General features: G+C 63.0%; 18 protein-coding genes. 13 read left to right on the forward strand and 5 right to left on the reverse strand.

Translation table 11 applies throughout. From position 1 onward, the window contains the following. Positions 1 to 430 precede the first annotated feature (430 nt). Positions 431 to 1,360, forward strand: a complete 930-nt coding sequence (locus ACI7M0_RS03330) for a malate dehydrogenase (protein WP_060538640.1) — start codon at positions 431 to 433, stop codon at positions 1,358 to 1,360. Positions 1,361 to 1,465: 105 nt separating this feature from the next. Here ACI7M0_RS03330 and ACI7M0_RS03335 read toward each other — a convergent pair whose 3' ends face one another. Next, positions 1,466 to 2,287 carry an amino acid ABC transporter permease gene (locus ACI7M0_RS03335; RefSeq protein WP_019437930.1) on the reverse strand — a complete coding sequence of 274 codons (822 nt, stop codon included), beginning with the start codon at positions 2,285 to 2,287 and terminating at the stop codon, positions 1,466 to 1,468. Beyond that, a complete protein-coding gene (locus tag ACI7M0_RS03340) occupies positions 2,284 to 3,105 on the reverse strand; it encodes an ABC transporter substrate-binding protein (RefSeq protein ID WP_003247511.1) in 822 nt (273 codons plus the stop codon). Before ACI7M0_RS03340 ends, ACI7M0_RS03335 begins: the two co-directional genes overlap by 4 nt. Positions 3,106 to 3,223: 118 nt before the next feature. On the opposite strand from ACI7M0_RS03340, the gene ACI7M0_RS03345 reads away from it, so the two are divergent. The 9 genes from ACI7M0_RS03345 (at position 3,224) to ACI7M0_RS03385 (ending at position 12,943) form a co-directional block, all read left to right on the forward strand. Beyond that, positions 3,224 to 4,108 (forward strand): homocysteine S-methyltransferase family protein, encoded by an 885-nt coding sequence (locus tag ACI7M0_RS03345; protein WP_177413603.1) that lies wholly within the window; start codon positions 3,224 to 3,226, stop codon positions 4,106 to 4,108. A 167-nt stretch (positions 4,109 to 4,275) separates the two neighbouring features. Further along, positions 4,276 to 5,547, forward strand: coding sequence for a cystathionine gamma-synthase family protein (locus tag ACI7M0_RS03350; RefSeq protein WP_129932807.1), 1,272 nt, complete (start codon positions 4,276 to 4,278; stop codon positions 5,545 to 5,547). A 142-nt stretch (positions 5,548 to 5,689) separates the two neighbouring features. Further along, the gene (locus ACI7M0_RS03355; RefSeq protein WP_014589617.1) at positions 5,690 to 7,129 is read left to right on the forward strand and encodes an amino acid permease; all 1,440 of its coding nucleotides are present in this window, start codon (positions 5,690 to 5,692) and stop codon (positions 7,127 to 7,129) included. 45 nt (positions 7,130 to 7,174) lie between these two features. After that, positions 7,175 to 8,059 carry a LysR substrate-binding domain-containing protein gene (locus tag ACI7M0_RS03360; RefSeq protein WP_129932806.1) on the forward strand — a complete coding sequence of 295 codons (885 nt, stop codon included), beginning with the start codon at positions 7,175 to 7,177 and terminating at the stop codon, positions 8,057 to 8,059. 24 nt (positions 8,060 to 8,083) lie between these two features. Then, positions 8,084 to 9,472, forward strand: a complete 1,389-nt coding sequence (locus tag ACI7M0_RS03365) for a threonine synthase (protein ID WP_129932805.1) — start codon at positions 8,084 to 8,086, stop codon at positions 9,470 to 9,472. After that, the gene (locus ACI7M0_RS03370; RefSeq protein WP_014589620.1) at positions 9,469 to 9,906 is read left to right on the forward strand and encodes an Lrp/AsnC family transcriptional regulator; all 438 of its coding nucleotides are present in this window, start codon (positions 9,469 to 9,471) and stop codon (positions 9,904 to 9,906) included. Before ACI7M0_RS03365 ends, ACI7M0_RS03370 begins: the two co-directional genes overlap by 4 nt. A 198-nt stretch (positions 9,907 to 10,104) precedes the next feature. Then, positions 10,105 to 11,148 (forward strand): homoserine dehydrogenase, encoded by a 1,044-nt coding sequence (locus tag ACI7M0_RS03375; RefSeq protein WP_064492828.1) that lies wholly within the window; start codon positions 10,105 to 10,107, stop codon positions 11,146 to 11,148. Between the two features lie 12 nt (positions 11,149 to 11,160). Further along, the gene (locus ACI7M0_RS03380) at positions 11,161 to 12,579 is read left to right on the forward strand and encodes an aldehyde dehydrogenase family protein (protein ID WP_129932804.1); all 1,419 of its coding nucleotides are present in this window, start codon (positions 11,161 to 11,163) and stop codon (positions 12,577 to 12,579) included. A 46-nt stretch (positions 12,580 to 12,625) separates the two neighbouring features. Next, a complete protein-coding gene (locus ACI7M0_RS03385; RefSeq protein ID WP_129932827.1) occupies positions 12,626 to 12,943 on the forward strand; it encodes a RidA family protein in 318 nt (105 codons plus the stop codon). A 28-nt stretch (positions 12,944 to 12,971) separates the two neighbouring features. Here the strand turns inward: ACI7M0_RS03385 and ACI7M0_RS03390 are convergent, their stop codons facing one another. From ACI7M0_RS03390 to ACI7M0_RS03400, 3 genes are all read right to left on the reverse strand, one after another. Then, positions 12,972 to 13,925, reverse strand: a complete 954-nt coding sequence (locus ACI7M0_RS03390) for an arsenic resistance protein (RefSeq protein WP_129932803.1) — start codon at positions 13,923 to 13,925, stop codon at positions 12,972 to 12,974. 248 nt (positions 13,926 to 14,173) lie between these two features. Further along, positions 14,174 to 15,427, reverse strand: coding sequence for a serine hydroxymethyltransferase (glyA, locus tag ACI7M0_RS03395; RefSeq protein WP_003247505.1), 1,254 nt, complete (start codon positions 15,425 to 15,427; stop codon positions 14,174 to 14,176). 249 nt (positions 15,428 to 15,676) lie between these two features. Continuing rightward, positions 15,677 to 19,507, reverse strand: coding sequence for an EAL domain-containing protein (locus tag ACI7M0_RS03400; RefSeq protein ID WP_129932802.1), 3,831 nt, complete (start codon positions 19,505 to 19,507; stop codon positions 15,677 to 15,679). Positions 19,508 to 19,755: 248 nt separating this feature from the next. Here ACI7M0_RS03400 and ACI7M0_RS03405 point away from each other — a divergent pair, with 248 nt between their 5' ends. The 3 genes from ACI7M0_RS03405 to gdhA all read left to right on the forward strand — a co-directional run bounded on the left by ACI7M0_RS03405 (position 19,756) and on the right by gdhA (position 23,694). Continuing rightward, on the forward strand, positions 19,756 to 20,160 hold the full coding sequence (locus tag ACI7M0_RS03405) for a hypothetical protein (RefSeq protein WP_047605096.1): 405 nt from the start codon (positions 19,756 to 19,758) through the stop codon (positions 20,158 to 20,160). Between the two features lie 304 nt (positions 20,161 to 20,464). After that, positions 20,465 to 22,132, forward strand: a complete 1,668-nt coding sequence (gene ettA, locus ACI7M0_RS03410; RefSeq protein ID WP_010951931.1) for an energy-dependent translational throttle protein EttA — start codon at positions 20,465 to 20,467, stop codon at positions 22,130 to 22,132. 221 nt (positions 22,133 to 22,353) lie between these two features. Beyond that, a complete protein-coding gene (gene gdhA / locus ACI7M0_RS03415; protein ID WP_003247498.1) occupies positions 22,354 to 23,694 on the forward strand; it encodes an NADP-specific glutamate dehydrogenase in 1,341 nt (446 codons plus the stop codon). The last annotated feature ends 75 nt before the right edge of the window (positions 23,695 to 23,769 follow it).

Below are 23,769 nucleotides of genomic sequence, written 5' to 3' on the forward strand. Positions count from 1 at the left end.
AGGAGTCTCGGTTGGGCTGGCGCTCGGGCTGCACTCAGGGTTTGAAGGCGTGACGGGTGTTTCCACGGGGCATGCCCAGGTGGCTGCCGTTGCGGCTGCTGCTGCGGTTTCGAGGAAGGGAACGCGGCTTTGCGCTAGCTGCCGCTCACAGGCGGCCGCCTGGCAACGGAAGATGGGCAGCAGGGAGGCGTGGCGCTGAGGCCGGTGGGCGGCGGTGTGGCGACGGGGCGCTTGGGCAGCATGGTCATCGGTTGATTCACCTTGTTGTATGGTCATATATATGAATCTGGCCAAAGTATTTGCGCTCCCGTGGAATACTGTCAAGTGAAGGTAGTCGCATCATCTTGGGTGGCCATTTAGCCCCGGCAGGCAATACTTCTCTCTATACGCAGGCGTGTTCCTGGTGGCGCGCGCCGCTGGGAGGTGTCTGGTGAACAAATTAACGATTGTGGGTGCCGGCCTGGTCGGCGAGGCGGCGGCGCAGATCATCGCCCGGGATGAGTTGTGCCGTGAGCTGGTGTTGATGGACGTGCAGGGTGAACTGGCGCAGGGCAAGGCGCTGGACGTTTGGCAGGCGGCTGTGGATTCAGGGTCCGATACCCATGTTCACGGCGGGGCCAAAGCCGAGATGCTGGAGGGGTCCGAGCTGGTGGTGATCACGGCGGGCGTGCCGCGCAAGCCCGGCCAGTCGCGCCAGGATGTATTGAGTACCAACCTGCCAATCCTCGACAGCATCATGGCGGATATCAAGCACCACGCGCCGACAGCGACGGTGCTGGTGGTGTCCAACCCGGTCGATGTGCTCACCTACCGCGCCTGGAGCGTGAGCGGTCAGGGGCGCGACAAGGTGTTCGGGCAGGCGGGGGTGCTGGATACCGCGCGCATGAAGTGCTTCATCGCCGAGCAAACCGGGTTTTCTGCACGGGATATCACGGCGTTGGTGCTGGGCGGGCATGGCGACAGCATGGTGCCGCTGATGCGCTACTGCCAGATTGGCTCGGTGCCATTGTCGCACTTCCTGTCCAGCGAGCAGATCGAACAGATTGTCGAGCGCACCCGTAAGGGCGGCGGCGAGATTCTGGGGTTGAAGAAGACGGGGAGCGCCTGCGATGCACCGGGCGTGGCCATTGCGCAGATGGTCGATGCGATCGCCAATGGGCGGAACCGTATTTTGCCGGCGGTGGCGATTCTTGAGGGCGAGTATGGGCGAACGGATATCGCCATGGGGGTGCCCTGCGTACTGGCAGAGAAGGGGCTTGAGCGGATTATCGAGTTGCCGCTGGATGCGCAGGAACAGGCGATGTTCGACCACTCGGCAGACCAGGTGGCGCGGGATATTGCCGAGATGAAAGCTTTGTGAGCAGCAAAGCGGCTTCAGTTGACGCGGTCGATGCAGGAGCGCCCTGGTGGCGCTCCTGCACGTCGTGCCTGCATAGATGATTCTGCAAGGGGCCGGGTGCAGCCCTCAGCGCTGATAAGCCTTGCCAAAATGCCGTTCCAGGCGCGCCTGCAGCAGTTCCAGCAGTATCGACAGCACCCAGTAGATCACGGCGGCGGTGGTCAGCATTTCCAGGTAGCGATAGCTCGAACGCCCATACGACTGCGCCAGAAACATCACCTCCCAAACCCCCATCACGGATATCAGCGACGAGTCCTTGAGCATCGAAATAAACTGGTTGGCGGTGGGCGGAATGATCACCCGCATGGCTTGGGGCAGGATGATGTGGCAGAAGATCTGCGGCGTGCGCATGCCCAGCGCCAATGCTGCTTCACGCTGCCCACGGGCCACGCCGAGGATGCCGGCGCGGAAGATCTCGCTCAGGTAGGCCCCGTAGTTCAGCGACAAGGCAATGATGCCGGCGCTGATGGCGCCGGGTACCAGGCCCACCTGCGGCAGCCCCAGGTAGATCAGCAGAATCTGGATCAGCAGCGGTGTGCCACGGAAGAACGAGGTGTAGAAGCTGGCCACACCTACCAGCACCGCGCTGTTGGATAACCGTGCCAGCGCGGCGGCAAAGCCGAGCAGCACGGATACCACCATCGAGCACAGGCACAGGAACAGGGTCAGTGCGGCGCCTTGCAGAAAACCATTGGGCCCCAGCTTGAAACCGGCCAGGTTGGGAAACTTCTCCAGAATGATGGCGAACTTCAGGTCAAAGCTGAGGAAGAAGGCGACAAACAGCCCGAACAGCGCCAGCCAGGTCAGCAGTAACCGGGTGCGAAAGCCGAACAGGCCGGTGCCCGCAGGCTTTGCCACGGGCTTGGGGGAGGGGGGGAAGGTGCTCATTTGCTGATGTCGGCGCCAATCCATTTCTGCGACAGCTTGGCCAGGGTGCCATCAGCCTTCAGCTCGGCGAACACCTGGCGTACCTTGGCATCCCACTCAGGGTCGCCTTTTTCGATGGCCACCGCGTTGGGCTCTTCATACAGCGGCGCACCGGCCAGCTTGAAGCGCTTGTCTTGCTGCAGGCGCGGCTGCGCGGTCACCAGGTTGGTAATGATGGCGTCCAGGCGCACGCCAGTGCCCAGGCCCAAGTCCTGGAAGGCGACGTTTTCAGTGTCGTAGGGCGCAGCCTGCACGAAGTCGAACGGGTAATCGATCTTCTGGTCTTCCTTGCCTTCAATGACCAGGTTCTTGTTCAGGTAGCTTTCGTAGCTCGATGCACTGATCGAACCCACCTTGCGGCCTTCCAGGTCTTTGGCGCCATGGATGCGCTCATCCGAGGCATTGACCACGATCACGGCGGGCGATGCGTAGTACTCCACGGGGAAGTCGAACACTTCGGCTCGCGCCTTGCTCGGGGTCATCGAGCAAATGCAGATGTCGTAGCGCCCGCTCCAGCGGCCAGCGGCAATCACGTCCCAGGACGGTGTTTCCAGGCGCAGTTTGACGCCGAGTTTGTCGGCCACTGCCTTGGCCACGTCCACGTCGTAACCGTCGAGCTGGTTGTGGTCATTGAGGAAGGAAAACGGCGGGTAGCTTTCCATCAGCACGTTGACCATTTCCTTGCGCGATTCAACCCGCTCCAACGTGGCGCCAGCAAAGGCTTGGGTGGCAGTTGCGAGCAGTACAAGGCCCGCACCCAGCAGAGAAGAAAATCGCATGTACATACCTGATATGTTGGGCAAATGGGTGATAGGGTATTTAATAGTTATAACCCTAATCCCCATAATGAATTTTATTCATAAGAACCTTCAGAGAAGTTATATGGCAGAGCGAACGATGGTAATTCTGGACGGTGGCATGGGCCGAGAGCTGCAGCGCAGCGGTGCACCGTTTCGCCAGCCCGAGTGGTCGGCGCTGGCGCTGAGCGAGGCGCCGGAGGCGGTCGTGGGCGTGCACGCAGCCTTCATCGATGCGGGTGCGCAGGTCATCACCAGCAACAGCTATGCAGTAGTGCCGTTCCACATCGGTGAAGAACGCTTTGCCGCCGAAGGGCGACAGCTGGCCCATATCGCAGGCCAGCTTGCGCGGCATGCGGCAGATAGCGGCGCGCACCCGGTCAGGGTGGCAGGTTCGTTGCCGCCGCTGTTCGGGTCCTACCGCCCCGACCTGTTCCAGCCCGAGCGTGTGGCAGAGGTGCTGTCCCCGCTGCTCCAGGGCCTGGCCCCGCATGTTGACCTGTGGCTGGCCGAAACCCAGAGTTCCGTGGCCGAAGTGCGGGCCATTCAGAGCCATTTGCCGGTAGACGGCAGGCCGTTCTGGGTGTCCTTCACCCTGCAGGACGAGGACGTTGACGAGGTTCCGCGCCTGCGTTCCGGTGAACCGGTGGCCGAAGCCATCGAGGCCGCAGTCAGCCTGGGGGTGGCTGCGGTGTTGTTCAACTGCAGTCAGCCTGAGGTGATCGGCGCCGCCATTGATGTCGCGCGCTCGGTCATTGAGCGACACAACGCCGAGATTGCCATCGGTGCCTATGCCAACGCCTTCCCGCCGCAACCCAAGGAAGCCACTGCCAACGATGGCCTGGACGAACTGCGCGAAGACCTCGATCCGCCGGGTTACCTGGCATGGGCCAAGGACTGGCGTGCGCGGGGTGCCAGCATGGTCGGCGGTTGCTGTGGCATCGGCCCGGAGCACATCGCCGAGCTGAAGCGCAACCTGGCCTAAGCGCCCACGTGACCGGGCGGCTTTTGCAGCGCCCGGTCCGCAGCCATTAAAAAAAACGCCAGTCAGACCCGGATTCCATCGTTTTTCAGGCCCCCGCCATCTCCCTATAGTCCGCTGAAGGCCGATGCTGCATCGGTGTACACAACTCAGCTGGGCGGGAAGCGGATATGAACAACAACGAAAAATTCGAGGGCAATGCTGCGGCCGGTGTGGGGACGCGGGTCGTGTGGAGCGGGGAGCAGGTACAGCACCCGTACAACGCCACGCAGACCCCGATCGTGGTCAGCGCCGCTTATGGCTACAACGATATCGATGCCTGGTACGACGTGGCGCAGGGCAAGCAGCCTGGCTTCATCTACAGCCGCATGAGCAACCCCACGGTCGCCACGCTGGAAGCAAAACTGGCCGAGCTGGAGCAAGCCGAGTCGGCAGTCGCCTTCAGCAGCGGCATGGCGGCCATCAGTGCCGTGCTGCACACCTTCCTGTCCAACGGCAAACGCGTGGTGTCGACCCGCGACAGCTATGGCGGCACCAACAAGATCTTCGAAGAGTTCCTGCCGCGCATGGGCGTGCAAGTGTGCCTGTGCGATACCCTGGACACTGAAGCGCTGGAGCGCGAGATTGCCGCCGGTTGCGACCTGCTGTACCTGGAAACGCCCACCAACCCGACACTGAAGGTGCTGGACATTCGTCGGCTGAGCGCCGCTGCGCACAAGGTGGGGGCGCTGGTGGTGGCTGACAACACCTTTGCCACGCCACTGAACCAGAACCCGCTGGCGCTGGGCGTGGATGTGGTGGTTCACAGCGCAACAAAGTTTCTGTCCGGGCATGGTGACGTGCTGGGTGGCGTGGTGTGCGGTGCGGAGGCGTTGATGGCCCAGGTGCGGCACTACCGGGAAATCAACGGTGCGGCGCTGGACCCGTTCTCGGCCTACCTGATCATCCGCGGTATCAAGACCCTGGCAGTGCGCCTGCGCCAGCAGCAAGCCAGTGCCATGGCGTTGGCCCTTTACCTGAGCACCGAGCCGCTGGTTGAAGCGGTGAACTACCCAGGTTTGCCGGCGCATGCCGGGCATGCCATTGCCAAGGCGCAAATGCGCGGGTTTGGCGCCATTGTCAGCTTCGTGCTGAAGGGCGGCATGCCGACCGTGGCCCGTTTGCTGCCGCGGCTGAAGTATGCCCACCGGGCCGGCAACCTCGGCGCGGTAGAGACCATCTATGGCCCGGCGCGCACCACCAGCCATGTCGAGAACACTTTGGAAGAGCGCCTGGCGCTGGGCATTTCCGAAGGGCTGGTGCGCATTTCAGTGGGTATCGAGGAAACCGATGACCTGCTGGCGGACCTGGCACAGGCCTGTGCGTCGGTGCGTGAGGAACTGGCCGCAGCAAAGGAATTGCACGCTGACGCAGACGCCTGCCAGAGCCCGGTGCAGGCCTGAGGCTGGCGCGTAGCACCCACCTGTGTGGTGGGTGCCACTTCATGAAGTCGAACAAAAACAATATGCAAGGCAACTCGATTCGCTCTGCCAAGACGAGGTCGTTGCTACGTCCTTGCCCGCCAACTTTCATGAGTAACCCACAATGTCCGTGCAGACAACCACAACTAGAAATGCCTCGGCGCATACCTTCAAGCAGGATATGCAAACCCGCCACATCGTCATGCTGGCACTGGGCGGTGTGATAGGCACCGGCCTGTTTCTCACGTCGGGCTACACCGTTAACCAGGCTGGCCCGTTGGGCGCGGTCATCGCCTACATACTCGGCGCAATCATGGTGTACCTGGTCATGATGTGCCTGGGTGAGCTGGCGGTACACATGCCGGAAGTCGGCTCGTTCAGCAGTTACGCCACGCGTTACCTCGGCCCTGGCACCGGTTACATGGTGGCCTGGATGTACTGGCTGACCTGGACGGTGGCCATCGGCTCCGAATTCACCGCCGCGGGCATCCTGATGGTGCGCTGGTTCCCCGACACGCCGGTATGGATGTGGAGTGCGCTGTTCGGCGCTGCGGTGTTCATCAGCAATATCATTTCGGTGCGATCGTTCGCCGAAACCGAATTCTGGTTGTCACTGGTCAAGGTGTTGGCCGTCATCGCCTTTCTGGTGGTGGGCGGCGGGGCCATTCTGGGTGGCTTCGAGATCCAGCAGGCGCACAGTGCAGGGCTGGGCAATTTCACCCGTGAAGGGTTGTTCCCCACCGGTTTCTGGTCCATTGCAATGACCCTGCTGGCAGTGGCCTTCGCGTTCTCGGGTACCGAGCTGATCGGCATCGCTGCCGGCGAAACCAAAGACCCGGAAAAGAACGTGCCCAAGGCCATTCGCACCACGGTCCTGCGCCTGGCGCTGTTCTTCATCGGCACCATCTTTGTACTGGCCACCTTGCTGCCGCGTGAACAGGCCGGGGTTATTGAAAGCCCGTTCGTGATGGTCTTTGCGATGATTGGTATCCCGTACGCGGCCGATATCATGAACTTCGTCATCATCACCGCGCTGCTGTCTGCCGCCAACTCCGGCCTCTACGCCGCTTCGCGCATGCTCTGGACCCTCAGCGACCAAGGCAACATGCCCCGCCGTTACGCCACGCTGTCGCGCCGCGGCACTCCCTTCAATGCGATCGTGCTGAGCATGGCTGGCGGCATGGCTTCGCTGTTGAGCAGTGTGTTTGCCCCCGACACCATCTACCTGGCGCTGGTGTCGATTTCAGGGTTGGCCGTGGTAGTGGTGTGGATCAGCATCGCGGCCAGCCAGATCGCATTCCGCCGTCATTACATCGCCAGCGGCGGCAAGCTCGAGGACCTCAAGTTCCGGGTGCGTGGCTACCCGTTCGTACCACTGGGGGCCATTTTCTGCTGCGTACTGGCCTGCGTCGGCATTGCCTTCGACCCAGCTCAGCGGGTTGCCCTGTACTTCGGCTTGCCCTTCATTGCCTGGTGCTACCTGGCCTATTGGCTGACGTGCAAGTACCGCAGCCGCCGTACGGGCCCGGTGGAAATTGTCGCCCCAGGTTCCGAGGCTGCCTGAGCAGGTGATACTAGGCCACCGGAACCTAGCCACGAGAAGCCGCCGATGACTCAGAAAACCTTGCCCCCCCTGAACTGGCTGAGAGCCTTCGAAGTGTCGGCGCGTTACTTGAACTTCACCCATGCGGCAGAAGAGCTGCACCTTACCCAAGGGGCCGTGAGCCAGCAGATTCGTCACCTGGAAAGCCAATTGGGTGTGGCGCTGTTCAAGCGCCTGCCGCGCGGGTTGGGGCTGACCGAAGAAGGGCAGTCCTACCTGCCGGTGGTGCAGGACGCCATCAGCCGCCTTGCCGTTGGCACCAATGAAATCTTCGGGCAACGCCAGCGTCGGCCCCTGAAGGTACGGGGCAGCCTGTCGTTCCTGCACTTCTGGCTGGCCCCTCGGCTGGCCGATTTTCGGCGTTCGCACCCGCAGGTGGACATCCGCTACATCAGCAACCTGTGGGTCAAGGAGCTGGATGCCGAAGATGATCTGGAAATCCGCTGGGGCAGCGGGCAGTGGGCTGGCGTAGAGGCGCAGCGCCTGACCCGCGACGTGCTGGTGCCGGTGTGCGCACCCGCGCTGCTGGCCAGCTGCCCGCTGCGAGATCCGCGCGACCTGGCCCGTGTGCCGTTGCTGCATGTGCTGGGTTACGAGGAGGGGTGGGGCTACTGGCTGGAGCGGGTCGGTGCCGATCAGGTCGATTCTTCCAGCGGCCTGCAGTTCGACACGCTGGTGTCGACCCTGCGCATGGCGGAGCTGGGGCTGGGGGTGGCGCTGGCACGCTCGTCGCTGGTAGAGGACCTGCTGCAGGAAGGGCGGCTGGTTGCTCCCTTTACCCAGCGCATCGAAGCAAGCGAGTCGTTTTTCCTGGTACGCGGCCTGGGTGAAGCGTTGTCCCCCGATGCCCAGGCGTTCAGCCATTGGCTGGTGGCCATGGCGCATCGTTAATTTACGTAGCTATCTGGAGCACCGATGCAGTACACATCCACGCGCGGCAACGAGACACGGGTCGATTTCCGCACGGCATTGCTTTCTGGCCTGGCCGACGATGGCGGGCTTTATGTGCCCACCTCGGTGCCGGTGTTCAGCCCACAGGAAATTGCCAGCTGGTCGTGGTTGCCCTTCGACGAACTGGCCTGGCGGGTAGTGGCACCGTTTGTCGGCGATACCCTCGACGAGCCTACCCTCAGGGCGCTGGTCAGCGACAGCTATCGCGGGTTCCGCCACCGCGGCATTGCGCCGTTGCAGCAGCTTGGCCATAACGAATGGATCCTGCAGCTTTTCCATGGGCCTACCCGGTCCTCCAAGGACTTTGCCGCGCAGTTGCAGGCGCGTTTTGTCCGGCACTTTCTGGGGGCGGAGTGCGAGCGGGTCATGCTGGTCGGTGCCAGCAACGGCGATACCGCAGTAGCGGCTATCGAAGCGTTGCGGCATTGCCCTGCAGCAGGCTTGCTGGCGCTATACCCCAGCGCAGGCACGCCCGCCGACCGCGCGGCAGTGATGCGCAGCGCCGCGTCCGACAGCGTGAGCTGCGTGGCCGTGGATGGCAGCTTTGACGATTGCCAGTCGCTGGTGTCGGCGCTGCTGCGTGACTGGCCATGCCCCGGGCTGATTCCGGTCAGCTTCAACTCCACCAACTGGGTCGGTGTGCTGGCGCAGATCGTGTTCTATTTCCATGCGGCGCTGCAGCTCGGTGGCGGCATACGCCCGGTCGGGTTCAGCATCCCCACGGCCAGTTTTGCCGAGATCTACGCGGGGTTCATTGCCCAGAAAATGGGCCTGCCGATCAACCAGATCATCGTCTCCACCAACCGCAACGATGCCTTGCACCGGTTCATCCACTGCAACCGCTACAGCCGTGGCTCAACCAGCCAGACCTTGTCACCGGTCATGGACTTTTCGCTGTTCTCCAACCTGGAGCGCTTCGTCTGGGAACTGTATGACCGCGATGGTGGGGCGACCCGGGCACTGATGGAGCACTTCGAGGCGTGCGGCGAGCTGAGCATCGGCAACCGCCAGTGGTTGCATGCGCGCATGCTGTTCGACTCCTATGCCGTGGACGACGCGCTGATTCGCGAAGAAATTGTCACGCTGTTCCACGAAACGGGCAGCGCAGTAGACCCTCATGCCGCGACAGGGGTATTCGCCGGGCGCCTGCACCGGCGCAACATCGGTGCGCCCATCGTCACGCTGGGGCAGTTTGCCCCCGAAAAGTCTGCCGGGCTGCTGGCGGAGCTGGGGGCCTGGCACGGTGAGGTGCCCGCCGGCGCGGTCGGCACAGCGGGCGATGGGCCGCTGTTGGCAGCTGACGACCTGGCCGGTGTTCATGCCTTGTTGACCCGGTTGCAGGCTGGGCGATGAAGCGCATCCTCGACCCCCTGGACGAGCGCATTCTCGCCGAGCTCACCGCCAATGCGCGTATCGCCCACGCCGAATTGGGGTTGAAGGTGAACCTGTCGCGCAATGCGGTACGCCAGCGCATCGAGCGCCTGGAGCGCGACGGCGCCATTCAGGGTTATACCCTGCGCATCGGTGAGGGCAGACGGCCGGCGTCGTTGATCAACGCGGTGATCTTCGTCTACCGCTATGACCGCATGCGCGGTGACGCGGTACTCGATGCACTGCGCCAGATCCCCGAGGTCATCCAGTGTGAAGTGCTCAGCGGCGAGTTCGACCTGATGTTGCGCGTCGAGGCCTCCAGCCCGGAGCGGGTGCACCATGTGTGGAAGGAAATCGCTGCCATGCCCGGGGTGGAGAACACGGTGACTTCGTTCGTCCTGGCCGCGGTGGTCTGAACCGCGTCTTTGCATTGGCTAGCACAACGCCGCCTGGGTTCGCGCCCAGGCGGCGTTGTGCGTTTTGCCCTGGCGCAGGTGCGCGCTTTGCACTGGCCAGATTGGCCAATAAATACAGCGGATTGCCATATTCAACTGGCAGTGCACGGCTCTTACGCTAGTCCTCATCGACCCACTGCCTGGACAGGACAGCAAACCATGACCGAATACAAAATTGCACTCGTTGGCTTTGGTGGCGTTAACCGCGCGCTTGCCCAACTGATCGCCGAACGCAATGCGCGCTGGCAGCAAGAGTTGGGCTTTGGCCTGAAAATCGTTGGTGTCACCGACTTGTTCCTGGGGTCGGTGATCGACCGCGACGGCCTGGATGCCGCCATGCTGGCCGCGCTGCCGGCCCAGAAGGGCGCGCTGGCGCAAATCCCTCAAGGTTCGGCCGAGGCGTTCAATGAGGCGGTGATCAAGCAATCAGGCGCCGACATCATCGCCGAGGCGACATTCACCAACCCCAAGGACGGTGAGCCGGCGGCAACCTTCTGCCGCTGGGCGCTGGAGGCGGGCAAGCACGTGGTCACCACCAACAAGGGGCCGATTGCCTTGCATGCCCAGGCGCTCAAGGCCTTGGCCAAGGCCAACAATGTGTCGTTCGAATACGAAGGCGCCGTGATGAGCGGCACACCGGTGCTGCGCATGGCGCGCCAGACCCTGGCGGGCGCGGGCCTGGTGGGTTTCGAGGGCATTCTCAACGGGACTTCGAACTATGTGCTCACGCGCATGGAGGAAGGGCTTGGCTTCAACGAGGCAGTGGCCCAGGCACAAGCGCTTGGCTTTGCCGAGGCTGACCCGACCGCCGATGTGGAAGGCCATGACGTACGCCTGAAGGTGGTGATCCTCGCCAATGAGTTGCTCGGCGCCTGTCTGCAGGTGGGTGATGTGGCCTGCAGCGGTATCAGTGCCATCGACAGCGCGGCTATCGAGCGGGCACGGGCGGCGGGCGAGCGCTGGAAGCTGATCGGCAGCGCCCGCCGTGAAGCCGATGGTTCGGTGCGAGCCAGCGTCGAAGCGAAGCTGCTGCCTGGCCATCACCCCTTGGCGGGTATTTCGGGCGCCACCAATGCGCTGGCGTTCGACACCGAGTTGCTGGGGGCTGTAACCGTGTCCGGCCCGGGGGCGGGGCGCATCGAAACGGCTTTTGCCCTGCTGTCGGACATTGTCGCCATTCACGCGGCCGGCCATTCGGCCTGAGGAGCAACGTTCATGAGCCTGACTTCCATATCGCGGGCGCTTGTTCAGCAACCCGCCTTGATCGATGTGTACAACCCCTTCGATGGCAGCCTGGTTGGCAGCGTCGACAACCTCGGCGCAGAAGCGGTGCCTGCCTTGCTCGCCCTTGCCCGTCAGGGTATGCGTGAAAGTGCGGCGCTGCCCCGGCACCGTCGGGCAGCTATTTTGGAACACGCCGCTCAGCTCATTGAACGGGATGCGGCAGACTTTGCCGGCCTGATCGTCGATGAAGCGGGCAAGACCCTGCGCCAGGCCGAAAAAGAGGTCAAACGCTGCATCAACACGCTCAAGCTGTCTGCCGAAGAGGCGCGGCGCAACGCCGGTGAGGTGGTGCCGTTCGATGCCTATGAAGGCTCCGAATCGCGTCAGGGCTGGTTCACCCGCGAGCCGTTGGGGTTGATCCTGGCCATTACCCCGTACAACGACCCGCTCAACCTTGTGGCGCACAAGCTGGGGCCAGCACTTGCAGGGGGCAATGCGGTCATTCTGAAACCTTCGGAACTGGCCCCGCTTTCTGCCCTGAAACTGGTGCAGTACCTGGTGGAGGCAGGGTTGCCGGAGGCCGTCGTCACCGTAGCCACAGGGGGCGCCGAACTGGGCAAGGCGCTGGTGGCTGTGCGTGAGGTGCGCATGGTTTCCTTTACGGGCGGTTTCGCGACGGGCGAACAGATTGCGCACGGGGCTGGCTTGAAAAAGCTTGCCATGGACCTTGGCGGCAATGCCCCGGTGCTGGTGCTCAAGGACTGCGACCTTGAGGCCACGGTCGAGTCGTGTGTGTCGGGCGCGTTCTGGGCGGCCGGGCAGAACTGCATCGGCACCCAGCGCATTCTCGTAGATGCCTCGATCTATGAGGCGTTCCGCGAACGCTTCGTGGCATTGACCCAGGCGATGGTCTGGGGCGATCCGGGCCGGCGCGAAACGGATATGGGGCCGATGATCACCGAAGCGGCTGCCCGGCAGATCGAAGAACGCGTCAACCAGGCGCTTGAGGGCGGTGCCCGCCTGCTCTGCGGCCACCAGCGTCAGGGGGCGGTCTATGCGCCGACAGTGCTCGAAAGCGTGGACCACGTCAGCCGGCTGTGGCTTGAGGAGGTTTTTGCACCGGTGGTGATGCTGGCGCCCTTCGAGACTGTCGAGCAGGCGATAGCGCTGGCCAATGCCCCGGAGTACAGCTTGCATGCCGGTGTGTTCACCCGCGACCTGTCGCTGGCGTTGAGCCTGGCCCGGCGTATCGAGGCCGGCGGTGTAATGATCAACGACTCTTCCGACTACCGCTTCGATGCCATGCCATTTGGTGGCGCCAAGTATGGGAGTCTTGGGCGTGAGGGAGTGCGGTTCGCCTACGAGGACATGACCCAACCCAAAGTCGTCTGCTTCAACCAGATGGGTTGAGGGGGAGGGTACCTCGATGATCACTCGCTACGGATCAAGCGCGCGGATGTCACTGGCGGTCAGTTACAGGGGCCTGTTCGAAACGGCAGGCATCGTGGCCGATGACCTGCAACAGGATGTGCAGGGGCAGTTGCGTCAGGCGCTGAGCGTGATCGACGGCCTGATGGTGCAGGCCAACGTCGGCAAGGCGCAGCTGACGCGGGTTCAGATGTGGCTTGCCGACTACCGCCACTTCGACCAGGTCAACGAAGTGTACGACGCCTGGTTGCAAGGCTGTGCAAAACCGGTGCGGGCCTGCGTGGGTGCCGACCTGGGGGCTGGCTACCTGGTAGAGGTGCAGGTGTTCGCCGTTTGCCCCGAATAGTCCTTTTCTCTATGACGAGTACCACGGGTCAACGCACAAACCGTGGTATCGCCCGTACATAGATCAGTTCGCTCACCAGCTCTACCAGGGTTTGCGTGATCACGGCTGCCGCCGCCAACCCGCGCATCTCTTCTGGCAACGCCAGCGCCAGCGGCAGCACCACCAGCGAGTTGCGCGTGGCTGCACTGAAGGTTACCGAGCGTGCCTCGCTGGCCGGCAGGCGCAGCAGGCGCGCACAGATGAAGCCGAGCACCGGGGCCAGCAGCATGAAGCCGATGTATACCGGAACCACCGGCAGCAGACGGTCGAAATCACGCAGTACCACGACAATCTGCGAAGCGATCACCACCATCAGCACCAAGGCCATCGCCGGCACCGGCAACCACGCCCAGGCGTCGTTCCAGGTCGCGACTGCGCGCGAGCGCCGGGCACCGGCGCTGGTGAGCACCGCGAGGGCCATCGGCAACACGATCAACAGCACGAAGGCTTCCACGAACGGGGTGATGGAGATTGCCACCTGGCTGCTGCCACCCAGCATCAGGGCCAGGTACACCGGCAGCAGCACCAGTTGCGCCAGCAATAACACGGGGGTTGCGGCCAGGGTCAGGCGTGAGTCGCCTTTGCCAATGTGGGTGAACACCACCACGTAGTCGATGCAGGGCGTAAGCAGCACCAGCAAGGCACCGACGATGATCGCCGGGTGTTCCACCAGCCCGCGGGTGATGGCCCAGACAAGCAGCGGAACGAGAATGAAATTGGCCAGTAGCAGGGCCGTGATGAAGCGGCGGTTACCCAGGCCCTGGCGCAGGTCGAGGAAGGGTATTTGCAGGAACATCGCGTACATCAGCACGGCGATGGCGGGGGTGATCAGGGCTTCAAGCTGGCGCGCAGTGTCGCTGGCCAGCAGGCCGAAAACGATCGCGGCCAGTACGGCGGCGAAGTAGATGGGGATCTGCCGGGTTTCGAGTTGCTCTCTGGTCAAGGTGTGGCCTGTGGTTGGTGGTGTCAAACAGGGTAATACGTGATGGCACGTGGCTGCTCGAAATCATTCCCTGTGGGAGCGGGCGTGCCCGCGAACACCGGCGCAGCCGGTGCCATCCACCGCGTAGCCTTCTTCGCGGGTCCGCCCGCTCCCACAGGATGTGTATCAGGCCTGCGAACGTGTTTCATGGTCCGTTCACGAAAAAGCCCGGCACTGGGCCGGGCTCTTTCACTTCAGGCAAGCGCCAATCAGTTGCCGTAAACCGGCAGCTTCTTGCAGATGGCCTTGACCTTCTCACGGACGGCGTCGATCACCGCTTCGTTGTTCAGGTCGGCCAGGATGTCGCAGATCCAGCCGGCCAGTTCCTTGCACTCGGCTTCCTTGAAACCACGGGTGGTAACGGCTGGGGTGCCGAAACGCAGGCCCGAAGTGACGAACGGCGAACGCGGGTCGTTCGGTACCGAGTTCTTGTTGACGGTGATGAAGGCTTTGCCCAGGGCGGCGTCAGCATCCTTACCGGAGATTTCCTGCTTGATCAGCGACAGCAGGAACAGGTGGTTCTGGGTGCCACCGGAAACCACGTCGAAACCGCGCTCGATGAACACGCTGGCCATGGCCTGGGCGTTCTTCACGACCTGCTGCTGGTAAGCCTTGAACTCTGGCTGCAGGGCTTCCTTGAAGCAGATGGCCTTGGCCGCGATGACGTGCTCCAGCGGGCCGCCCTGGGCGCCCGGGAAGACGGCGGAGTTCAGCTTCTTCTCGATGTCGGCGTTGGCACGGGCCAGGATCAGGCCGCCGCGCGGGCCGCGCAGGGTCTTGTGGGTGGTGGTGGTGACCACGTCGGCGAACGGAACAGGGTTCGGATACACGCCAGCGGCAACCAGGCCGGCAACGTGGGCCATGTCGACGAACAGGTAGGCACCGACCTTGTCGGCGATGGCGCGGAAGCGGGCGAAGTCCAGAACCTGCGAGTAGGCCGAGAAGCCGGCAACGATCATCTTGGGCTTGTGCTCGACAGCCAGGCGCTCGACTTCGTCGTAGTCGATCAGGCCATTGCCGTCGATGCCGTACTGGATGGCGTTGTACAGCTTGCCCGAGGAGCTTACCGAAGCACCGTGGGTCAGGTGGCCACCGTGGGCCAGGCTCATGCCCAGGATGGTGTCACCGGCCGACAGCAGGGCCAGGTAGACGGCAGCGTTGGCCTGGGAGCCAGCGTGCGGCTGTACGTTGGCGTAGTCGGCGCCGAACAGCTCCTTGGCACGGTCGATGGCCAGTTGCTCGACGACGTCGACGTACTCGCAACCGCCGTAGTAGCGCTTGCCTGGGTAGCCTTCGGCGTACTTGTTGGTCAGGACCGAGCCCTGGGCTTCCATGACTGCCGGGCTGGTGTAGTTTTCCGAAGCGATCAGCTCGATATGCTCTTCCTGGCGCAGAGCTTCTTGCTGCATGGCTTCGAAGAGCTCGGCGTCGTACTTGGCAATGGTCAAATCACGGCTGAACATGGCGGTCCTCAAGGATCGGGGTAATTTGGGTGTGCATTCTAACCGATTGATTCGCGGCTGGCATATGAAGTGGCGTCAAGTCGCAGACCAATGGGCTTCATCTTGCATCCCGCGCCGTTTCTGGGCTGGGCGGGGGCGGGAGTTGACCTGGAAGTCCGCTTTTTTATGCAGGAATGCGGCGCGGTGGATGGCACCGGCTTGGCCGGTGTTCGCGGGTAAACCCGCTCCTACGGGGACCTTGTGTGCGGGTCAATGGAACATGAACAAGGTCTCGTTGGAGAATTGCGCCTCGAACTGATGCGCCGGCATCGGCCGCCCGAACAGATAGCCCTGCACCTCGTCGCAACCATGCTCGCGCAGAAACTCCAGCTGTTCGTGGGTTTCCACGCCCTCGGCGATGACTGCCAGGTTGAGGCTGTGGGCCATGGCGATGATCGCCCGGGCAATCTGCGCGTCCTGCTCGCCTTCGGGCAGGCCGTCGACGAAGGTCCGGTCGATCTTCAGGACGTCGATGGGGAACTGCTTGAGGTAGTTGAGCGACGAGTAGCCGGTGCCGAAGTCGTCTACCGCAATGCTCAGGCCGAGGTTCTTCAGGCTGGCAAGAATCTGCAGCGCCTCGTTCACCTCGCGCATCAGGATGCTTTCAGTCAACTCCAGTTCCAGGCATGCCGGCGGCAGGCCGCTTTCTTCCAGGATGTTGGCAATCCGCGTGCCTAGCTGGCCGTCGGAGAACTGCCGCGCCGAAATATTCACCGACACTTTCGGCACCCGCACCTTGGCCTTGTGCCAGGCCTTGAGCTGGCGGCTGGCCTCACGCAGCACCCAGTCGCCCACGTCCACCACCAGGCCCAGTTCCTCGATCACCGGGATGAAGTCGCCCGGCGGCACCAGGCCTCGGGTCGGGTGACGCCAGCGCAGCAGCGCCTCGGCGCCGGTCAGGCGCTTGCCGTCGCCGCTGAACTGCGGCTGGTAATAGAGGATGAATTCGTTCTGCTCCATGGCGTGGCGCAGGTCGCTTTCCAGCTCCAGGCGCTCCAGGGCGCTGGCGTTCATTTCGGCCTGGTAGAACTGGAAGTTGTTCTTGCCGCGTTCCTTGGCGTGGTACATGGCGGTGTCGGCGTTCTTCATCAGCTGGCTCAGCTCACTGCCATCCTGCGGGCTGAGGGCGATGCCGATGCTGGCGGTAACGAAGAACTCGCGGTTTTCCAGCACGAACGGCCGCACCAGGCTGCCGAGGATGTTCTCGGCCACGTGGATGGCGCGGTTCAGGGCCATTTCGCGGGTGGGGCGCGGTTGCAGCAACAGGGTGAACTCGTCGCCGCCCATGCGTGCCACCGTGTCGTCGTCATCCACGCAGGCCAGCAGGCGCAGGGCCATGTCCTTGAGCATGCGGTCGCCGGCCGCATGGCCGAGGGAGTCGTTGATCGGTTTGAAGCGGTCGAGGTCGAGGAACATCAGCACCACCCAGGCCTTCTGCCGCTCGGCCTGCTGCAGGGCGTTGTACAAACGGTCCTGGAACAGTGTGCGGTTGGGCAGGTGGGTAAGGGCATCGTAGTAGGCCAGGCGGTGGATGCGCTGTTCGCTGGCCTTGCGTTCGCTGATGTCGGTGAAGAAGCACACGTAGCTGGCCAGGTCGCCTTCGTCGTCCAGTACCGCGGTGATGCCGACCCAGGCCGGGTAGTGGTCGCCGTCACGGCGCTTGAGCCACACCTCACCTTCCCAGCTGCCGCGCTGGTGCAGTTGCTTGACCACATAGCGCAGGTGGCCTTCCTGCTGTTCGTCGACAGTGAGCATGCCCGGCAGTTGGTCGAGCACTTCACTGACGGCGTAACCGCTGACGCGGCTGAACGCCTCGTTGGCCTGGACGATATAGCCGGCCGGGTCGGTGATGAGGATCGCCGACGTGGAATGTTCGAATACGGTCGCGGCCATGCGCAGGTCTTTTTCGGCACGGCGTTGCTGGCTGATGTCGCGGCCCACCCCGAGTACGCCTTCGAAGCGCTGGTCATCGTCCCACACCAGCACCAGGCGCAGCTCGATCGGGATCTTGCGGCCATCGGCACGCAGGCAGTCGAACAGGAACAGTTGGGTGGGTAACTGGCTGCACAGTTGCGCCATCTGCGCCGGATCGCCCATGGCCTTGCTGACACGCTCCATCAGGCTGTAGATGCCGGTGAGCTGAGCCGGGTTGGCGACGATCGACTGCCAGCCGTTGGCGAAGATCCAGTCGGCCTGGTAGCCCAGCACGCTCTGTACCGAGGGGCTGACATAATTGAGCTTGAGCTGGTTGTCGGTGGAAAAGATCACGTCGCTGATGCTTTCGGCGAGCATGCGGTAGCGTTGCTCGCTGTCACGAAGCGACTGGCTGGCCTCGATCTGAACGGTCACATCCTTGCCCACACCGATGATGCGCGTCACCAGGCCTTCGGCGTTGCGGGTCAGCACCTGCTCGCGGATGTCGTAGCAGCGCCAGCTTCCGTCGCGGTGGCGGAAGCGCAGCTGGCAGTGCAGCGGTTGGTCATGACAGTTGTCGCGCTGTTGGCGGCGCAGTGCCTGGTAGTGTGCGGCGTCCTCGGGGTGCAGCAGCAGCTCCCAGAAGCGGTCGCCCATCTGTGCCAGCTCGGTGCGGTCGTAGCCCAGGGTCTGGCCGAGGTGGCGGTTGCTGAAGATCATCCGCTGGCTCGGCACATCCTGCACATACAACTGGTCGGGTACGGTGCGTACCACGTCCGACCAGAAGCTTTCGCGTTCCAGTAGCGACAGCTCCACCTGTTTGCGGCTGGTGATATCGCTGATGCTGAGGATCACCGCCTGATAATCACGACGCTGCAGCGGCAGGCGCGCCATCAGCCACAGGTGCAGCTCGGTGCCCTGCGGTGTCGGCAAGCGCACTTCCAGCTCCAGCAACGGGCGTTGTTCGATCAGTGCGTCGATCAGTTGCATGCCAACGCTGTCTCGGCTGTCGCCGGTGCCATCGATCAGCCGCTGCCAGGCACCTTCGTGGCAGTCGATGTTCAGCAGCTGGCGCGCCACTTGGTTGACCTCGGTGATCTTCAGCTCCAGCAGCAGCGAGCGGCGCAGGTTCGGGTCCAGCGCCAGGCTGTGCTTGAGCGCGGCCCGGTTACGCAGGTGGTAGCGGTCGAGCTGGCCGGGCAGGCTGGAGAGGTCGAGCACGCACAGGGCAACGCCGGTGCCTTCAAAAATTTCCTGATAGCGCCGGCGGTCTTCCTGCAGCGCCCGTTGGCGGCGACGCATGTTGATCAGCGCCAGCACTGGCAGCAGGGCGCAGAACAGCACCAGCAGGCATTTGCCGAGCAGCGCCGGCAATAATTTTTGCTGGGCCAGTTTGGCGTCGAACAGACCGCGTAGCTGCCAGGTGCTGTTTTCGATAAAGGCCAGCATCACGCTTTGCAGCGGCTCGTCGCTGGTGTCGGCTGCGGCATGGCGCTGCAGCACCTCGCCGCTGCGGCTGTTTTCCAGCAGCCACTGCGGGTGGCCACTGCCCTCGAGGTGGAGGGTGAGCTCGCGGTAATAGTCCGGTGACAGGCGCAGTAGCCAGTAGCCGCTACCCTGTGCGGCATCCTGGCGCAGCAAAAGGTACAGGATGTGGTTGTCGGCCGAATTGGTGAAGAAGTACGGGCGACCCTGGCTCAGTACGAGCAACTCGTCAAGCGACTGGCGGTCGGGGCTGCCGGCCTGGCTGTCGGCGCGTAGCTGCCCGACGTTGTCCAGCCAGGCCACGCTCTGCAGGGCGGGGAGGCGCTCGCGCAGGGTACCGAGCAGGCTGGGCAGGGCGGCAGGTGTCGGTGCATCAGGGTAGGGTTGCACCACGTTCACGGCCTGTTGCGCCTTGAGCGCCATGTTCAGGCTCAGGTGGTCGGCCAGTTCCGCGGAGGCGTCCAGGCTCTGTTTGCGCAATTCGGCCTGGGTATGATTGAACTGGGCGAACAGCTGCCACAGCAGCAGGCCCAGCAGGATCAGGGCCAGCAGCGCCAGCGCACCCTTGATCGACCCGCGCAGGAGAGTCGCGGGTGCTTGTGGGGCGGAACGCAATGACGACGGATGAGTAAGGTTGGTCAAGCGTTGATCCTGCGATTGGGCTGGCGATGGCAGGGAATGATCGTGCACGGTGCGTGCCGGCGCCCGGCTTGCGCACCGCGGTGGCGCACTATAAGGCCGGACACCCGAAACCGGCTAGCATGCCTCGGATTATGGCGAAGTGCCAGCCATGTTGACCGATGGTGGCTGCCCGGTGGTTCGGCAAGCCCCTGTAACCTGTGCGAGAATAGCGCCCGCTTCACATGACAACGCATCGGAGATGTTCGGTTTTGGTTACTCACTTTTCCTCCAATGGCCTCGATTCCGCCTGCGGGCGCAGCAGTCAGACCCTTGTCAGCACTGCCGTGACCGAGGACGTATCCTGCAAGTCTTGCCAGCGTTCGCTGGGCAAACCCGAGGCGGCCGCTGCCGCAAAAAGCAAGGCCCCATCGCTGGCTGAACTGCGCAAGACCGCCAAGGTGGCAGCAGAGCCGGCTGTTGCAGTACCGGCGGTCAAGCCGGCAGCCAAGGTAGTCAGCACTGCGCCTGCACCTGGCAAACCGGCAAAGGCGGCCGAGCAGCAACCTGCCCGCAGCGGCGGCTTCAGCGTGAAGTCCGCCTGGGCCGCGCGCCTGGCCGAGCAGGGCGACCGTTGCCGCCTGCCACGGGGCAAGGCCAAACAGCGTCACGTCTGAGCCTCTTCGGCTGCTGTGCCGGCCCTTTCGCGGGCTCGCCCGCTCCCACAGGAATCGCGGATTCTTCAGACTCTGTGGTGACACTGTGGGAGCGGGCATGCCCGCGAAGAGGCCGGCACAGGCAATGAATTCATCCCAGTGACCGCACTGATCACACCCCACCATCGGCCCCTCCTATGCAACGCCGCGCGTTGGCGTAGAATGGTCGACTTTGTTCAATGACACCCCGTAAACACATCCCACTGGCCACCGCGTGCCGGGGCGATCGGCGATGTCTTTACCTATCTGATTAGAGGGCTTGGTTTTGGCTCAATACGTCTACACCATGCATCGGCTGAGCAAGGTCGTGCCGCCGAAGCGGGAAATTCTCAAGAACATTTCCCTGTCGTTCTTCCCAGGCGCCAAGATTGGCGTACTTGGCCTGAACGGCGCCGGTAAATCGACCCTGCTGCGGATCATGGCGGGCGTCGACAAGGAATTCGACGGCGAAGCCCGTCCGATGCCCGACATCAACGTGGGTTACCTGCCACAGGAACCGCAACTGGACCCAACCAAGACCGTGCGTGAAGTGGTCGAGGAAGCGGTCAGCGTAATCAAGGACGCCCAGGCCCGCCTGGACGAGGTCTACGCGGCCTATGCCGAGCCGGATGCCGACTTCGACAAGCTGGCCGCCGAGCAGGCCAAGCTGGAAGCCATCCTGCAGGCCGCCGATGGCCACAACCTGGAGCGCCAGCTGGACGTCGCTGCCGACGCCCTGCGCCTGCCGGCCTGGGATGCGCGCATCGAACACCTGTCCGGTGGTGAGAAACGCCGTGTGGCCCTGTGCCGCCTGCTGCTGTCGGCACCCGACATGCTGCTGCTCGACGAACCGACCAACCACCTGGACGCCGACTCGGTGGCCTGGCTGGAGCGCTTCCTGCACGACTTCCCGGGCACCGTGGTAGCCATTACCCACGACCGTTACTTCCTCGACAACGTCGCCGGCTGGATCCTGGAGCTGGACCGCGGCGCCGGCATCCCGTACGAAGGCAACTACTCGGGCTGGCTGGAAGCCAAGTCGGAGCGTCTGGCGCAGGAATCCAAGCAGCAGAGCGCCCACGAGAAGGCCATGAAAGAGGAACTGGAGTGGGTGCGCAAAGGCGCCAAAGCCCGCCAGTCCAAGTCCAAGGCCCGTCTGCAGCGCTTTGAAGAAATGCAGTCGCAGGAATTCCAGAAGCGCAGCGAAACCAACGAAATCTACATCCCGGCCGGTCCGCGCCTGGGTGACAAGGTTATCGAGTTCAAGAACGTCACCAAGGGCTACGGCGACCGTGTGCTGATCGACAACCTGTCGTTCTCCATGCCCAAAGGCGCCATCGTTGGCGTGATCGGTGGTAACGGTGCCGGTAAGTCGACCCTGTTCCGCATGTTGATGGGCAAGGAGCAGCCGGACTCGGGCAGCATCGAGATCGGTGAAACCGTACAGTTGGCCTGTGTTGACCAGAGCCGTGAGGACCTGGACGGCGCCAAGACCGTGTTCCAGCAGATCTCCGACGGTTCCGACCAGATCCGCATCGGCAACTACGAGATCCCTTCGCGTACCTACGTTGGCCGCTTCAACTTCAAAGGTGGCGATCAGCAGAAGTTCGTCAAGGACCTGTCCGGTGGTGAGCGTGGCCGCCTGCACCTGGCCCTGACCCTGAAGGAAGGCGGTAACGTTCTGCTGCTCGACGAACCGTCCAACGACCTCGACGTCGAAACCTTGCGTTCGCTGGAAGAAGCCCTGCTGGACTTCCCGGGCGCCGCGATCGTGATTTCCCACGACCGTTGGTTCCTGGACCGTGTGGCTACCCACATCCTGGCGTACGAAGACGACTCGAACGTGGTGTTCTTCGAAGGTAACTACACCGAGTACGAAGCCGACCGCAAGAAGCGTCTGGGTGATGCTGCTGCCCAGCCGCACCGTGTACGGCACAAGAAACTGGCCCAGTAAGCCGGTTTTCTGATGCACGAGAATGGGGCCCAAAGGGGCCCCATTTTTGTGCCTGGCGTTCCGCTGAGAATGGGAAATCAAAGGTGCGTTTTGTATACACTTATATAAAACGCACCAAATAATTTCATAAAAACGACATCTCGCCCTATTCCGGTGCGATTGCTTCTTGGTACATTCCTGAAAAAACCAATAAGTCCAATCCTCTTGGTGAGATGTCTACCATGATCGAATCTGTCGACAATTTCCTTGCACGCCTGAAGCAGCGTGACCCAGGCCAGCCGGAATTCCACCAGGCGGTGGAAGAAGTGCTACGCACCCTGTGGCCATTCCTTGAAGCCAACCCCCACTATCTGCAGTCCGGCATCCTCGAGCGCATGGTCGAGCCCGAGCGCGCCGTACTGTTCCGCGTTTCCTGGGTCGATGACCAGGGCAAGGTGCAGGTCAACCGCGGTTACCGCATTCAGATGAGCAGTGCCATTGGCCCGTACAAGGGCGGGCTGCGTTTCCACCCGTCGGTGAACCTCAGCGTGCTGAAGTTCCTGGCGTTCGAGCAGGTGTTCAAGAACTCGCTGACCTCGCTGCCCATGGGCGGCGGCAAGGGCGGCTCGGACTTTGACCCGAAAGGCAAGAGCGACGCCGAAGTGATGCGCTTCTGCCAGGCGTTCATGAGCGAGCTGTATCGCCACATCGGCGCTGACTGCGACGTACCGGCCGGTGACATCGGCGTGGGTGCCCGCGAAATCGGCTTCATGTTCGGCCAGTACAAGCGCCTGGCCAACCAGTTCACCTCGGTGTTGACCGGCAAGGGCATGACCTATGGCGGCAGCCTGATCCGCCCGGAAGCCACCGGCTATGGCTGCGTTTACTTCGCCGAAGAAATGCTCAAGCGTCAGGACAAGCGTATCGACGGCCGCCGCGTGGCGGTGTCTGGTTCGGGCAACGTCGCCCAGTATGCTGCGCGTAAGGTCATGGACCTGGGCGGCAAGGTGATCTCGCTGTCTGACTCTGAAGGTACCCTGTATGCAGAAGCCGGGCTGACCGACGCCCAGTGGGACGCCTTGATGGAGCTGAAAAACGTCAAGCGCGGACGTATCAGCGAGCTGGCCGGGCAATTCGGCCTGGAGTTCCGCAAGGGCCAGACCCCGTGGAGCCTGCCGTGCGACATCGCCCTGCCATGCGCCACCCAGAACGAGCTGGGCGCCGAAGATGCCCGCACCTTGCTGCGTAACGGCTGTATCTGTGTGGCCGAAGGCGCCAACATGCCGACTACCCTAGAGGCTGTGGATATCTTCCTGGACGCCGGCATTCTGTACGCCCCGGGCAAGGCCTCCAATGCGGGCGGCGTAGCCGTGTCGGGCCTGGAAATGTCGCAGAACGCCATGCGCCTGCTGTGGACGGCCGGTGAAGTGGACAGCAAGCTGCACAACATCATGCAGTCGATTCACCATGCATGCGTGCACTACGGTGAAGAGGCTGATGGCCGGATCAACTACGTCAAGGGGGCGAACATTGCGGGCTTTGTGAAAGTGGCCGATGCGATGCTGGCTCAGGGCGTGGTCTGATCTGAGACCGTAGGGGGCCGCTTTGCGGCCCATCGCGACACAAGGCCGCTCCCACAGGCTGGACTGCACCCGAGA

The organism is Pseudomonas sp. 10(2024) (assembly GCF_045164175.1).
Classification (GTDB): Bacteria; Pseudomonadota; Gammaproteobacteria; order Pseudomonadales; family Pseudomonadaceae; genus Aquipseudomonas; species Aquipseudomonas alloputida.